The following is a 12155-nucleotide window of genomic DNA, read 5'->3' on the forward strand; positions in this document are numbered from 1 at the left end:
AACGACGCATTACGGGCACAAAAAAAGCGCCTGCAATGGTGTGGGCGCTACTGCGCCTCCTTCCTATCGGGTCGCCAAACCCGGTCGCGGATTTTGCCGCGACGCGAGCATCGTAGCCGGACCCTTTGGGAAGGCGCAAGCCCTCCCCGGCCAAAGGATGACGAATGGCGAGCGCCAGCCCCCGGCAAATCGGCGTCTGCTGGGGCGTGACACCGCGCCGGATTTTGCTAGGATCGTCGTTGCATTGAGTGTCTTTGAGAGCCCCGGCAGCCCCACGCTGACCGGGGTTTTCGCGTTTCGTAGGCACAAAGCCTCCCTGTTCCCCTCGGCGCGAGCGCCGAGCGGCTGGATGTTTCGCTATCGGTGGTTGGTGATGAAGTGCGGCGGGCGGTCTAGCAGTCGGTCTTGAGCGTCGGGCCGCGATATTGGTCGCGCATCAGGACGGTATTGGGGTCGTGAGGCAGCGTGGAATGCTTGCCGCCGCTCCCGTTGCGCTCCATCAGCACCGCCACGCGGGTACCGCTGGCACTATGGCGGACCACTTCGCGGCCGGCGCGGTTGGTGGCCACGTTCAGCGCCTCGTCCAGCGCCGGGATGTCCTGTTCGGTGAAGTTGAGCGACTGCTCGCCCACGGTCAGTGTGAAGCGTTTCATGCGCGGGCCTCCTGGGCGTTGGTGGCGAAGTGGTGGATCTGGCGACCGGCCAGGGTGCGGTTGCGCTCGGCGAGTCGGGCGGCGATCCAGCTATCCACCTCCTCCTCGAGCCAGGCGACGCTCTTGTCGCCGATGGGCACCGGTGCCGGAAAGGTGCCGTTGCTGACGCCGGCATAGATCGCGGATCGGCTCTTGCCGGTCTTGAACTCCACGTCGCGGCGGCGCAGCAGGCGGTTGCCGAGCTCGATGCGCTCGACCTGGCGGTAAGGGGCGGCTGTCGATGAGACGTTGGCCATGATGGTTCCTCGGTAGCTCCATTGCGTATCCCGGCGTTCTCGCTCAGGACAGGAATAGCTTGCCGGGGCCAAGGGAGGACTTCGAGCGATCTGCGTTGTAAAACTCGCCTTCACAAGCTCGCCAGAATTACCCGCCTCACCACGGAATCGCCCACAAAAAAGCCGCAGCCCCTGAGTAGGGCGGCGGCTATCGCTGTAGTCGGATCGGTTAGGCGATCAATGCTGATCGGAGCGCCGCCATGGGACGGTGGCGGCCAGCCTTTCCTGGTAGTCGGGATTCGGGTTACCACTGGGGCTCAGCGTCTCGGTTACTACGAAATCGGCGCGTGCTCTCGCGCCGCAGTCGGGATTGAGGCATTCGAGATAGAGCTTTCGGTAGTCCGGGTGGGGCTGCTTGCTAGTGCGAGTGCGCATCAGTGATCCGCAGTGCTCGCAATGGATGTCCATTCCGCGCATTTATTCTCCCTTGAGATTGTGATGTTCTTGGCCACTTGAGCTTCAGGAACTTCTTTCAGGGCTAGGAGTTAGAAATGCTTAAAGGCTTAAACCACCTCACCCTCGCGGTCTCTGACTTGGGCAGAAGCATTGGATTTTACCGGGACAAGCTGGGGCTGACTCTGAAGGCTCAATGGGATACGGGAGCATACCTATCGCTTGATGGTTTGTGGCTGTGTCTCACACTGGACGAGAACCGCGGCACCGAACCACATCCCGAATACACCCACTACGCCTTCACGGTTACTGGCGATGACTTCGCTCCCGCCGTCGAGCACCTCAGAGCTCATGGCGTCGAAGAATGGCGGCAGAATCGAAGCGAGGGAGATTCGTTCTATTTTCTCGACCCCGATGGCCATAAGCTCGAGCTCCACGTGGGGGACCTGAGCAGCAGGCTGGAAGCCTGTCGGGAAAAGCCCTATTCCGGCATGGTGATCCTGACCTAGCCAGATGACGGCATCGGATAGAGTCTATCCGCCCAGAATTGCATCATAGCCGGGCGCTGTTCGGGGGTCATATGCTCGGCATGGGTGTAGACGCCTTGCAGGCCCGGGAGCTTGTGCGAGAGCTGCATCTCGATCCACTCGCCGGGATAACCTAGCTCCTTGAGGCCCGTTGCGACGACATGCCGGCATCCATGTGGCACGTGCCGGCCCTGGTAGCCCATACGCTTGAGCGCGACGCCGAAGGCAGCGTCCGATAGGGGTTTGGTGGGGTCGTTGCGACCGGGAAACAGGAGGCCGTATTGGCCCGTCATAACGTGCAGCTTGCGCAGCTCGGCGACAGCCTGGCTGGGCAGAGGTACCCGATGTGATCGCCCCATCTTCATCCGCTCCGCGGGGATGCTCCAGATCGCGCGCTCGAGATCGATCTCCTGCCATCGCGCCTGGCGCATCTCGCCCGGCCGTAGGGCAGTCATCAGCAGCAGTTTCAGCCCGATACGCACCAGCGGGTTGTGGTAATTCTCGATGGCCTCGACCAGCGCCGGCAATTCCTCCTGCGAGACGTGTGGAAAGCTCTTTTGCCTATGTGGGGTCAGCGCACCGGTTAGGTCGGTGAGTGGGTTGTGTGAGGCCCGGCCGGTGATCACGGCGAAGCGATAGATATCGCGGCAAAACGAATGCACCTTGCGCCGCTGTTCGAACTTGCCGGCGTGCTCGAGACGCTTCAAGAGCTCCAGCCACTCAAGTGGCTTGATCGCCTCGATGGGTCTGTCTCCAACGGTCGGAAAGATGTAGTTCTCGAGCGACCGGATGCTCTCCTTGGATCGCTTGGAGCTGGCCTTCCACCTTGGTGCCATCGTCGCGTGCCACTCATGCGCGAGCGCTCGAAAGGTATTCTGCTGGGAGAATTGCTGCTCGCGTTTATCCTGCTTGCGCTGCTCGACCGGATCGATGCCCTGGCTCAGCAGCCGGCGGGCGTCCGTGCGTTTCTCTCGGGCTTCGGCGAGCGTCACCTCGGGATAACTCCCCAGGCTCATCATGTTGCGCTTGCCGTTGGGTCGCGTGTAGCGCAAACGCCAGCCTCGGCTCCCTGTGTTCGAAATCACAAGTTGTAATCCCGCCCCATCAATGAGGGTGATCGTTTTAGGGCCTGGCTTGGTTGATTCGATTTTTCTGATAGTTAGCGGCATCGGGGTATAGCGAGGTTTTCCGAACAGGGGTATATACCCTGATCTATACCACATTGCGGCTGGATTCGGTAGGAACGCTTAGGAAGGGTCAGGACTAAAAATTACTGATTTATAAGCGTTTTTCTTTCGATTTTGGACTTTCTCGGAACGTTCAGGAAGTCCAGATGGCGCGCCCAGCAGGATTCGAACCTGCGACCCCTGCCTTCGGAGGGCAGTACTCTATCCAGCTGAGCTATGGGCGCGCGATGACATACGTCGTGCCGCAGCGGCGATGACCGGGGTGGCCGGGGAGCTGCCGCAAACAGCGCGGCCATCCTAACCGCTTGGCCATTGGCTGTCCAGCCATGCTCCACTCGGCTGGCGTGTCGGCTTTCGCCATGCAGGAGTGCGATTATACTGGGAAGGCGACGACACAAGAAACGAACGACACGACCGACGACGAGGACGACATGCGCTTGAGATTTTCTCTGCCGTTAACGGCAATCCTGCTGGCCTCGAGTCTGACAGCACCGGCACAGGCCGCCGACGGTGAAGCCATCTTCGAAGACAATTGTGCCGGTTGCCACGACGGCGGTGGCGCGCCGCAGATCGGCGACAACGACGCCTGGCAATCACGGATCGACGAAGGCATGGATGAGCTGTATGCCAATGCGATCAACGGCGTCGGCGGTATGCCGGCCAAGGGTGGCAACGCGGATCTCACTAATGGCGAGGTCAAGGCAGCCGTCGACTACATCGTCGATGAAAGCGAGTGACGGCATGACCGAGGCACCGCTCCAGACGCGTGAGTGGCAGCAGCGCCTGCTGGCAACACGTGATCGCCTGCGCGAACGGGCGCCGCTCGTGCATTGCCTGACCAATCAGGTCACCGTCAATTTCGTCGCCAACGCGCTGCTGGCGGCGGGAGCCTCTCCGGCGATGACCGATCATCCTGAGGAAGCCGGAGACCTGGCCGCAGCGGCAGACGCCGTGCTGATCAATCTGGGTACACCCAATACGGATAGCCTGACCGCGATGCGACGGGCCAGCCGTGCCGCCAATGCAGCGGGCAAGCCCTGGGTGCTCGATCCGGTCGGGGCAGCGGCACTGCCGTTGCGGCGAGAGGTGAGTCACGAACTGATGGCGCAACACCCGGCCGTGATTCGTGGCAATGCGTCGGAGATCATGGCACTGGCCGAGGCCGATACGCGAGGCCGCGGGGTCGATACGCAGCATGAATCCCGGGATGCACTCTCCGCTGCTGACGATCTGCTGAAGCGAACGGAGGGCATCGCCATTTCCGGCCAGGTCGATCGCTTGCTGGGACGTTTAGCCGACGCCCGCAATCCCGTGACGATCAGCCTTGCCGGCGGGAGCGCGTGGCAGCCGCGGGTGACCGGAACCGGCTGCGCCCTGGGGGCACTGATCGCCGCCTATCTGGCCGTTTCCGATACGCCGCTGGACGCGATGATCTGTGCCCATGCACACGCCGCCGCCGCAGCCGAACAGGCGGAGCGAACGGCGCGTGGTCCGGGCAGTTTTGCCGTGGCGTGGTTGGACGCGCTGGATAGCGTCGACTTGGCGGGCTTTTTCTCGGATCGCCTGAGGCTAGATTGCTAGCATCGCTGCGCTAGCGCCCACAACAGAGCTTGCTGCTGGAGGGAGCGGGCTGCGCCGACCTTTGCGAATCACGCGGCTTGTCGAGGCAGTGCTGCATTTCCCGTGAAGGTGCCGCGCAACCGGCATCGCCGACAACGCGCGCCGGCACGCCCACCGCCGTGGTATGAGGCGGCACCGTCTTCAGCACCACCGATCCGGCGCCGATACGGGCGCCTTCACCGATCTCGATATTGCCGAGCACCTTGGCGCCGGCGCCGATCAACACGCCTCGCCGAATCTTGGGGTGGCGATCCCCCGCTTCTTTCCCCGTTCCGCCGAGCGTGACGCCCTGCAGCAGTGAAACCTCATCCTCGATCACCGTGGTTTCACCGATGACGACCCCGGTCGCGTGATCGATGAAGACGCCATTGCCGATCCGCGCGGCGGGATGAATATCGGTCTGGAACACTTCGGAGCTGCGGCTCTGCAGGTAACGCGCCATCTGCCGACGCCCGGTCTGCCACAGCACATGCGCGAACCGATGCACCGTCAGCGCATGAAACCCCTTGAGATAGAGCAGCACCTCGGTGACCTGGCGAATCGCCGGATCGCGTTCGATCACGGCGGCGAGATCCTGCCCAATGCCATCGCTGATGGCAGGATCGCCGTCCAGCAGTTCGTCGAACAGCTTGATCAGTTGATTGGCAGCCAGATCGGGATGCGCCAGGCGCTGGCCCAGTCGATAGGCCAGACCGGCACCCAGCGTCGAGCGGTTGAGCACCGCGCCCAGCATCAGTGGGGTCAGCAGCGGCTCCTGACGAGAGATCGTCATCGCCTCGTCGCGGGCCTGTTGCCACAGCTCGGTGGTGTTCATCGGCATTCTCGTCGGCGTAAATGGGGATTGAATACGTCTAGCCTAGCAGCGATCGCAGGCCCGCGATCGCACTCTGGCCCCGCTCCTGTTTCTTCTCGGGGTTTTCCTTGTCGGCGCGACCTTCCCATTCGAGGTCGTCCGCCGGCAGCTCGTCCAAGAAGCGACTCGGGGTGCAGTCGAGCAGTTCGCCGTAGGCCTTGCGCTGGCGGGCGAGCGTCAGGGTCAACGTGCGCCGGGCACGGGTGATACCGACGTACGCGAGTCGCCGCTCCTCCTCCACGGTGCCGGATTCGATGGAGTTGCGGTGCGGCAGCAGCTCCTCTTCCAGCCCCATCAGATAGACGTGGGGAAACTCGAGGCCCTTGGAGGCGTGCATGGTCAGCAGTTGGACCCGGTCGGAGTCGTCCTCTTCGGCCTGCTGCTCGAGAATGTCCCGCAGCACCAGCCGCGAAATGGCCGACTGCACATCGTCGGTTTCTTCGCTGGCTTCGCCGTCCTCGTCGTCGCGATGCATCGACTTTTCGAGCTGATCGATCAGCGTCCAGACGTTGGCCATGCGGCGCTCGGCAATGGTCGGCGCGCTGGCGTTCTGGTAGAGCCAGGCTTCGTAATCCATGTCGCGGATCATCTCGCGAATCGCGGCGATGGCGTCGCCCTGGTCCATGCGCTTGCGCACGCCGTCGATGAAGTGAGCGAAGCGCCCCAGCCTCTCGACGGCGCGGGTCGGCAGGACCTGCTCCAGGCCGAGCTCATGACAGGCAGCGAACATCGAGGCGCTACGCTCGGTGGCGTAGTTGGCGAGTTTCTCCAGCGTGCCGGGGCCGATCTCGCGGCGCGGCACGTTGACGATGCGCAGGAAGGCGTTGTCGTCATCAGGATTGATCAACAGCCGCAGATAGGCCATCGAATCCTTGATCTCGTTGCGCGAGAAGAACGAGGTACCGCCGGAAAGCTTGTAGGGAATCTGGTGGTGCTGCAGCTTGAGCTCCAGCAGTCGCGCCTGGAAGTTGCCGCGATAGAGCACGGCGAAGTCGCGCCATTCGGCGCGCTCCTTGATCCGGCGGGTCAGGATCTCGCCGGCGACGCGCTCGGCCTCGGCCTCTTCGTGGCGGTTGACCACCACGCGGATCGGATCGCCCTGACCCATGTCCGACCACAGCGTCTTCTCGTAGACGTGCGGGTTGTTGGCGATCAGGGTGTTGGCCGCACGCAGAATCGTCGCCGTGGAGCGATAGTTCTGCTCCAGCTTGATCACGTTGAGCCGCGGGAAGTCCTCGCCCAGCGTCACCAGATTCTCCGGCCGCGCCCCGCGCCAGGCGTAGATCGACTGGTCGTCGTCGCCCACCACGGTGAAGGTGGCGCGCTCGTCCATCAGCATCTTGACCAGCTGATACTGGCTGACGTTGGTGTCCTGATACTCGTCGACCAGCATGTACTGGATGCGCTTGCGCCAGCGTGCCAGCGCCTCCGGGTCGGTCTGCAGCAGCACCACCGGCAGCATGATCAGGTCGTCGAAGTCGACCGCGTTGTAGGCCTTGAGATGACGGTTGTAGGCTTCGTAGATTCGTGCGGCGTACTGTTCGTCTTCGTCGGCGGCGTGGGAGATCGCCGGCCCCGGCAGTACCAGGTCGTTCTTCCACTGGGAGATTCGGTTCTGCACCGCGTTGATCTGCTCGGCGTCGGTGTCCGCTTCCTTCTGCATCAGGTCGCGCAGCAGCGCCTTGGCGTCCTCCGGATCGAACAGCGAGAACCCGGGGCGAAAGCCGAGCGTCTTGAGCTCGCGGCGGATGATGTTGAGGCCGAGGTTGTGGAAGGTCGATACGGTCAGGCCGTGCCCTTCGCGGCCCTTGAGCATCTGCCCGACGCGTTCCTTCATCTCGCGCGCCGCCTTGTTGGTGAAGGTGACGGCAGCGATCTTGCGCGCGCTCATCCCGCACTCCTGGACCAGATAGGCGATCTTGGTGGTGATCACGCTGGTCTTGCCGGAACCGGCACCCGCCAGCACCAGACAAGGGCCGTCGATGAAGCGCACCGCTTCCTGCTGGCGCGGATTGAGCTTGGCGAGACGTTGGCGAATATCGGACATGAGGGCAGAATCGCAGAGAAAACAAAACGGAGAAGGAAGTGCTTCACCCGTTGACGAGCAAGATGAAACGCGAGGCGCGCAACGCACAGAAACCGGAGCATAGTAGGCTATGTGAGGATTTCGAGCATTGCGCAACAAAGCGTTTCGCGTGCGCAGTCACGAGTGAAGTATTTCCGGGAATGATACACCTCATGCAAATCATACGAGATGATTTACGCGGCCCCGAAATCGCCGCGTTGCTGGAATTCCACCTCAAGGACTTCGAGCCCCACTCGCCACCCGAAAGCCGCCATGCGCTGGACCTCGATGGGCTACGCCATCCGAACGTTCACTTCTACACCGCATGGGAGGATAACGAGTTGCTGGGCTGCGGCGCCTTCAAGCGCCTCGATGAAAAGCACGCCGAGATCAAGTCGATGCGTACCGATCCGAGCCATCTACGCAAAGGCGTGGCGCGGGCGATACTCGCACACCTGATCGAGGAAGCGCGTGCCGCTGATCTGCAGCGGCTGAGTCTGGAAACGGGGCCGATGGCGCACTTCGCCCCGGCCAGAAAGCTTTATGAGGCGTTCGGATTCACCTACTGCGAACCGTTCGGCAGCTACGTTGAAGATCCCTATAGCGTGTACATGACGCGGGGGCTGCATAACTGAAGCCTCGACGCCTAGAGATCCACCGCCCCGGCAAAATCCAGCTGCCGCCAGGCTTCATAGACGATGATCGCGCAGGCGTTGGAAAGGTTGAGGCTGCGGCTGTCGGGCAGCATGGGCAGGCGCAGACGCTGCGCGGGCGGCAGCGCCTCGAGCATCGACTGCGGCAGGCCACGGGTTTCCGGGCCGAAGACCAGCGCATCGCCTTCACGGTAGTGAACGTGGCTGTAGCCATGACGCCCCCGCGTGGAGACGGCAAAGACACGCTCTGGCCCTACCACTTCGAGAAACGCGGCCCAGTTGGCGTGGACCTGAACCCGCGCCCATTCGTGATAGTCGAGCCCGGCGCGTCGCAGGCGCTTGTCGTCGAGTTCGAAGGCCATCGGTTCGATGATGTGGAGACGAAAGCCTGTGTTGGCGCACAACCGGATGATGTTGCCGGTGTTGGGCGGAATCTCGGGTTCATAGAGCACGATATCAAGCATGGCGGCCGACTCGGAGGCGGGTAACTCTCGCATCATACGCAATCGGCGTCTTTCTCTATAGGGCCCCGAAGCCGGCTCTCGCTCCAGAGCCCCGAAGCCGGCCCTCGCTACAGAACCCGAAGCCTGCTCTCAGGAAGGGACGCCGATTGTTTTCAGCGCCCCGAAACCGACGCCAGGCGTAGCTCGTAGCTCGTAGCTCGTAGCTCGTAGCTCGAATACCTTAAAACCCGACGCTGACGCCCAACACCGGCCCGCTATCCAGCGTATGGCCGTTGTCGTTGTCGAAGTCGGTACGCATGTAGCGATAGCCGCCATAGACGTAGGTATGCGAGATGATGTTGACCCGCGCCTGGGCGCCGTACTCGTAGCTCTTGTCGATGTCGCCGTGGGCCAGCCCTTCCGGCGTGTAGAAGCCATAGCCGCCGATCGAGGTCAGCGGGATGGGCGTATCGACGAATGCGGAGCCGCCGAGCCCCAGACCGCCACCGTTGCCATAGTGGGTATCCTGATACTGGTAACGCCCACCCACGGAAAGGTCGATGCCCGGCAGCCACGGTGTGAACATCAGCGAACCCGAGTAGGCCTTGGCATTGTGACCGCTGTCATCGGTGTTCAGATAGCCGACACCGGCCCGCAAGGTGGGGAAGATGGTCTGGCTGGCTTCGACACCGAAGGATTCATCGCCGCCGTTGGCGGAAACACTCAGCGCCATCGCCTGCTGACTGGCGAACATGAAGGTCGCTGTGGCAAGGGCAAAGCCCCAGGGTTTGATCCTGCTGCGGTTGATCATGATGCGTCTCCCGAAATTGGCGCCAAATCGCATTGGACTAACGGCGTAAGCGTGGCATAATTTTCGAGTTTATCAAACGCTGTTTTTTAAACATTTTGTAACACGCCACGACGACGAGGCTGCGGCTAATCGTAGCAGGCGAGAGCCTCGGAACGCCCTGCCTCGTCACGGTCTGCAGGATCAGCAGTCGCTGATGATGCCGTAGCGATCACGGTAGGCGCGGATCGCCTCGGCATGCTGGGCAATGGAAGCGCCATCTTCGCCGCTGCGGGGTTCGCGCGTTTCCAGATAGGCGAGCAGTTGGTCGAGGTTGACGATGCTCACAACCGGCATATGATACGTCGCTTCGACTTCCTGGATCGCGCTGTGCGGCTTCAGACCGTCGGCATCCTGGCCACGTTCCTGACGATCGAGCGCGATCACGACACCCGCGGCCTGGGCTCCGGCATCGTTGATGATCTGCATGACCTCGCGGATCGCCGTGCCGGCCGTGATGACGTCATCGATGATGAGGACCTTGCCGCGCAGTTCGGCACCCACGATATTGCCGCCCTCACCGTGAGTCTTGGCTTCCTTGCGGTTGAAGGCAAAGGGCATGTCGCGCTGGTGATGGTCGGCCAGAGCAACGGCTGCACTCGCCGCCAGCGGTATACCCTTGTAAGCTGGACCAAATAGTACATCGGCCTCGATACCGCTGTCGGCAATGGCGCTGGCATAGAAACGTCCGAGACGGGCCAGCGCACGGCCGGAACGGAATAAACCGGCATTGAAGAAATAGGGACTGACACGACCGGACTTGAGCGTGAATTCACCGAAGCGCAATACTCCTTCGGCGATCGCGAATTCGATGAACTCTTGCTGATACGGCTGAATCTCGACGCTCACCCCGGGGTCTCCCTATTGCCTCATGTTTCTTGAAGACTGCTCTCGTCCTGGCCTGACGCAGCGGTCATTTACCTAAACCTTTCAAGCTCGGGTATCATACACGCGCGACAAAGAAGGAACACTGTATGAAAATCGCCAGCATCAATGTGAACGGGATCCGAGAGGCCGTCGAGCGGGGCTTTCTCGACTGGCTGGCCGAACAGGATGCTGACGTCGTCTGCGTGCAGAACCTGAAGGCCAAGAGCTTCGAGCTCGATGACAGTATTCTCTATCCGGAAGGTTACGAAGGTTATTTCCTGGACGCCGAGCAGGATGGCTTCTCCGGGGTCGGGCTCTACTGCCGCAAGATCCCCAAGGCCATCATGTATGGTCTGGGCTTCGAGCAGTGCGACAACGAAGGGCGCTTCCTGCAGGCGGACTACGACCGCTTCAGCGTCGCGACCTTCCTGATGCCGAGCGGCGACGACGATTCGGCCGCCAAGCAGACGTTCATGACCCAGTATCTCGAGTACCTGAACAAGATGGCTCGCAAGCGTCGCGAGTACATCATCTGCGGCACCTGGCACATCGCGCACAAGACGCTCGATCTGGCCAACTGGACCGACAACCAGACGACGCCCGGCTTCAAGCCCGAAGAGCGCGCCTGGATGGATCAGGTATTCGGCCCGACCGGCTTCATCGATACCTTCCGCGAAGTCAACCGGGACGCCAACCAGTACACCTGGTGGCCCAGGCTCGATCAGGAAGTACCGCGTTCCCGCCAGGAAGGCTGGCGCCTCGACTATCAGGTCGTCGGCCCCAACTTCCGGCGCAACGTGAAAAACGCCTGGATCGATACCGACGCAACCTTCAGCGAGTTCGCCCCGCTGATCGTCGAGTACGATCTCGAGCTGTAATCGCCGCTCGACGCCGCACGCCAGCAGCCGTCAGCGATTCGCAACGAAAACACCCCGCCAGCCGGACATCGGATGGCGGGGTGTTTTTCGAGGCGGGCTGGATTCGGCTACAGATCCCCGAAGTGATGCTGCAACAGCGTCAGCGCCACCACCGGCGCGGTTTCGGTACGCAGAATACGCGGGCCGAGGGTGAGCGGCTGGAAACCGCCGCGCCGGGCGGCCTCGACTTCGGCCTCGCTGAGCCCGCCTTCCGGGCCGATCAGCAGCGCAGCCGAATCGGCTGAATCCGCCTGTCGCCAGCTGTCGTCGGTGGCGGGATGCAGCACCAGCCTGAGGCTTTCGCCCCGTCCGGCCAGCCATTGTGCCAGCGTCTGCGGCGGATGGATCGTCGGCACGCTGGCGCGCCCGCACTGCTCGCAGGCGCTGACTGCCACGCCCTGCCAATGGGCCAGCTTCTTGGCCTCGCGCTCGCCCTTGAGGCGCACGTCGCCATGTTCGACATAGAGCGGGGTGATTGCGGCCACGCCGAGTTCGACGGACTTCTGGATCGCGTAGTCCATGCGATCGCCCTTGGAGATCGCCTGGCCCAGATGCACGCGCAACGGCGATTCCCCGCTACCTGCGCTCAACTGCTCGATGCGCGCGACGACTCGCTTGCGACCCACTTCGACCAGCGTCGCCTGTGCCTCGTGGCCGGCACCATCGAACAGCGTCAGCGGCGCGCCTTCACGCAGCCTCAGCACCAGCGCCACGTGGCGAGCCGGCCCTTCCGGCAGAACGACATCGCCGCCAGCGACAAGGCTGACGGCGACATGAATACGCGGCTTGGCCATG

Annotated in this window: 15 protein-coding genes and 1 tRNA gene; 5 read left to right on the forward strand and 11 right to left on the reverse strand. The window is 62.4% G+C overall.

The features are described 5' to 3' along the window. Positions 1-392: 392 nt before the first annotated feature. The 3 genes from BC443_RS13695 to BC443_RS18350 all read right to left on the reverse strand — a co-directional run bounded on the left by BC443_RS13695 (position 393) and on the right by BC443_RS18350 (position 1405). Entirely contained in the window at positions 393-653 is a 261-nt protein-coding gene (locus tag BC443_RS13695) for a hypothetical protein (protein ID WP_071232395.1), read from the reverse strand. Then, a complete protein-coding gene (locus BC443_RS13700; RefSeq protein ID WP_071232396.1) occupies positions 650-949 on the reverse strand; it encodes an AlpA family transcriptional regulator in 300 nt (99 codons plus the stop codon). Before BC443_RS13700 ends, BC443_RS13695 begins: the two co-directional genes overlap by 4 nt. Before the next feature lie 216 nt (positions 950-1165). Continuing rightward, positions 1166-1405 carry an ogr/Delta-like zinc finger family protein gene (locus BC443_RS18350; protein WP_083387412.1) on the reverse strand — a complete coding sequence of 80 codons (240 nt, stop codon included), beginning with the start codon at positions 1403-1405 and terminating at the stop codon, positions 1166-1168. A 74-nt stretch (positions 1406-1479) separates the two neighbouring features. On the opposite strand from BC443_RS18350, the gene fos reads away from it, so the two are divergent. Beyond that, positions 1480-1890 (forward strand): fosfomycin resistance glutathione transferase, encoded by a 411-nt coding sequence (fos, locus tag BC443_RS13705; protein WP_071232397.1) that lies wholly within the window; start codon positions 1480-1482, stop codon positions 1888-1890. Here the strand turns inward: fos and BC443_RS13710 are convergent. Together BC443_RS13710 and BC443_RS13715 are read right to left on the reverse strand one after the other, a co-directional pair. Next, positions 1887-3131, reverse strand: a complete 1245-nt coding sequence (locus tag BC443_RS13710; protein ID WP_083387413.1) for an integrase arm-type DNA-binding domain-containing protein — start codon at positions 3129-3131, stop codon at positions 1887-1889. The two genes, fos and BC443_RS13710, sit on opposite strands and share 4 nt — an antisense overlap. Positions 3132-3242: 111 nt before the next feature. Continuing rightward, positions 3243-3319, reverse strand: a tRNA-Arg gene (locus BC443_RS13715). 207 nt (positions 3320-3526) lie between these two features. On the opposite strand from BC443_RS13715, the gene BC443_RS13720 reads away from it, so the two are divergent. Together BC443_RS13720 and thiM are read left to right on the forward strand one after the other, a co-directional pair. Then, the gene (locus tag BC443_RS13720; RefSeq protein ID WP_170835886.1) at positions 3527-3832 is read left to right on the forward strand and encodes a c-type cytochrome; all 306 of its coding nucleotides are present in this window, start codon (positions 3527-3529) and stop codon (positions 3830-3832) included. A gap of 4 nt (positions 3833-3836) precedes the next feature. Beyond that, entirely contained in the window at positions 3837-4676 is an 840-nt protein-coding gene (thiM, locus tag BC443_RS13725) for a hydroxyethylthiazole kinase (RefSeq protein ID WP_071232399.1), read from the forward strand. Positions 4677-4686: 10 nt separating this feature from the next. Here the strand turns inward: thiM and cysE are convergent, their stop codons facing one another. Together cysE and rep are read right to left on the reverse strand one after the other, a co-directional pair. Beyond that, positions 4687-5529 carry a serine O-acetyltransferase gene (cysE, locus tag BC443_RS19245; RefSeq protein ID WP_071232400.1) on the reverse strand — a complete coding sequence of 281 codons (843 nt, stop codon included), beginning with the start codon at positions 5527-5529 and terminating at the stop codon, positions 4687-4689. Between the two features lie 37 nt (positions 5530-5566). After that, positions 5567-7615, reverse strand: a complete 2049-nt coding sequence (rep, locus tag BC443_RS13735; RefSeq protein WP_071232401.1) for a DNA helicase Rep — start codon at positions 7613-7615, stop codon at positions 5567-5569. Between the two features lie 191 nt (positions 7616-7806). Here rep and BC443_RS13740 point away from each other — a divergent pair, with 191 nt between their 5' ends. After that, on the forward strand, positions 7807-8268 hold the full coding sequence (locus BC443_RS13740) for a GNAT family N-acetyltransferase (protein WP_071232402.1): 462 nt from the start codon (positions 7807-7809) through the stop codon (positions 8266-8268). An 11-nt stretch (positions 8269-8279) separates the two neighbouring features. Here the strand turns inward: BC443_RS13740 and trmL are convergent, their stop codons facing one another. The 3 genes from trmL to pyrE all read right to left on the reverse strand — a co-directional run bounded on the left by trmL (position 8280) and on the right by pyrE (position 10425). Continuing rightward, the gene (gene trmL / locus BC443_RS13745; protein ID WP_071232493.1) at positions 8280-8750 is read right to left on the reverse strand and encodes a tRNA (uridine(34)/cytosine(34)/5-carboxymethylaminomethyluridine(34)-2'-O)-methyltransferase TrmL; all 471 of its coding nucleotides are present in this window, start codon (positions 8748-8750) and stop codon (positions 8280-8282) included. Positions 8751-8970: 220 nt separating this feature from the next. Continuing rightward, positions 8971-9540: a YfaZ family outer membrane protein gene (locus BC443_RS13750; RefSeq protein ID WP_071232403.1), complete on the reverse strand. Its 570-nt coding sequence runs from the start codon at positions 9538-9540 to the stop codon at positions 8971-8973. A 180-nt stretch (positions 9541-9720) separates the two neighbouring features. Beyond that, a complete protein-coding gene (gene pyrE / locus BC443_RS13755; protein WP_071232404.1) occupies positions 9721-10425 on the reverse strand; it encodes an orotate phosphoribosyltransferase in 705 nt (234 codons plus the stop codon). 125 nt (positions 10426-10550) lie between these two features. Between pyrE and BC443_RS13760 the strand changes: the two genes are divergently transcribed. Continuing rightward, a complete protein-coding gene (locus tag BC443_RS13760) occupies positions 10551-11321 on the forward strand; it encodes an exodeoxyribonuclease III (RefSeq protein WP_071232405.1) in 771 nt (256 codons plus the stop codon). Positions 11322-11428: 107 nt separating this feature from the next. Here BC443_RS13760 and BC443_RS13765 read toward each other — a convergent pair whose 3' ends face one another. Beyond that, positions 11429-12154 (reverse strand): 16S rRNA (uracil(1498)-N(3))-methyltransferase, encoded by a 726-nt coding sequence (locus tag BC443_RS13765; protein ID WP_071232406.1) that lies wholly within the window; start codon positions 12152-12154, stop codon positions 11429-11431. Position 12155 lies beyond the last annotated feature (1 nt).

Source organism: Salinicola sp. MIT1003 (assembly GCF_001858555.1).
Taxonomy (GTDB): domain Bacteria; phylum Pseudomonadota; class Gammaproteobacteria; order Pseudomonadales; family Halomonadaceae; genus Salinicola; species Salinicola salarius.

What these genes read in the sequence shown, in the direction of transcription:
- BC443_RS13695 (WP_071232395.1), bottom strand. Translation starts at nt 653, where the DNA reads ATGAAACGCTTCACACTGACCGTGGGCGAGCAGTCGCTCAACTTCACC.
- BC443_RS13700 (WP_071232396.1), bottom strand. Translation starts at nt 949, where the DNA reads ATGGCCAACGTCTCATCGACAGCCGCCCCTTACCGCCAGGTCGAGCGC.
- BC443_RS18350 (WP_083387412.1), bottom strand. Translation starts at nt 1,405, where the DNA reads ATGCGCGGAATGGACATCCATTGCGAGCACTGCGGATCACTGATGCGC.
- fos (WP_071232397.1), top strand. Translation starts at nt 1,480, where the DNA reads ATGCTTAAAGGCTTAAACCACCTCACCCTCGCGGTCTCTGACTTGGGC.
- BC443_RS13710 (WP_083387413.1), bottom strand. Translation starts at nt 3,131, where the DNA reads ATGTGGTATAGATCAGGGTATATACCCCTGTTCGGAAAACCTCGCTAT.
- BC443_RS13720 (WP_170835886.1), top strand. Translation starts at nt 3,527, where the DNA reads ATGCGCTTGAGATTTTCTCTGCCGTTAACGGCAATCCTGCTGGCCTCG.
- thiM (WP_071232399.1), top strand. Translation starts at nt 3,837, where the DNA reads ATGACCGAGGCACCGCTCCAGACGCGTGAGTGGCAGCAGCGCCTGCTG.
- cysE (WP_071232400.1), bottom strand. Translation starts at nt 5,529, where the DNA reads ATGAACACCACCGAGCTGTGGCAACAGGCCCGCGACGAGGCGATGACG.
- rep (WP_071232401.1), bottom strand. Translation starts at nt 7,615, where the DNA reads ATGTCCGATATTCGCCAACGTCTCGCCAAGCTCAATCCGCGCCAGCAG.
- BC443_RS13740 (WP_071232402.1), top strand. Translation starts at nt 7,807, where the DNA reads ATGCAAATCATACGAGATGATTTACGCGGCCCCGAAATCGCCGCGTTG.
- trmL (WP_071232493.1), bottom strand. Translation starts at nt 8,750, where the DNA reads ATGCTTGATATCGTGCTCTATGAACCCGAGATTCCGCCCAACACCGGC.
- BC443_RS13750 (WP_071232403.1), bottom strand. Translation starts at nt 9,540, where the DNA reads ATGATCAACCGCAGCAGGATCAAACCCTGGGGCTTTGCCCTTGCCACA.
- BC443_RS13760 (WP_071232405.1), top strand. Translation starts at nt 10,551, where the DNA reads ATGAAAATCGCCAGCATCAATGTGAACGGGATCCGAGAGGCCGTCGAG.
- BC443_RS13765 (WP_071232406.1), bottom strand. Translation starts at nt 12,154, where the DNA reads ATGGCCAAGCCGCGTATTCATGTCGCCGTCAGCCTTGTCGCTGGCGGC.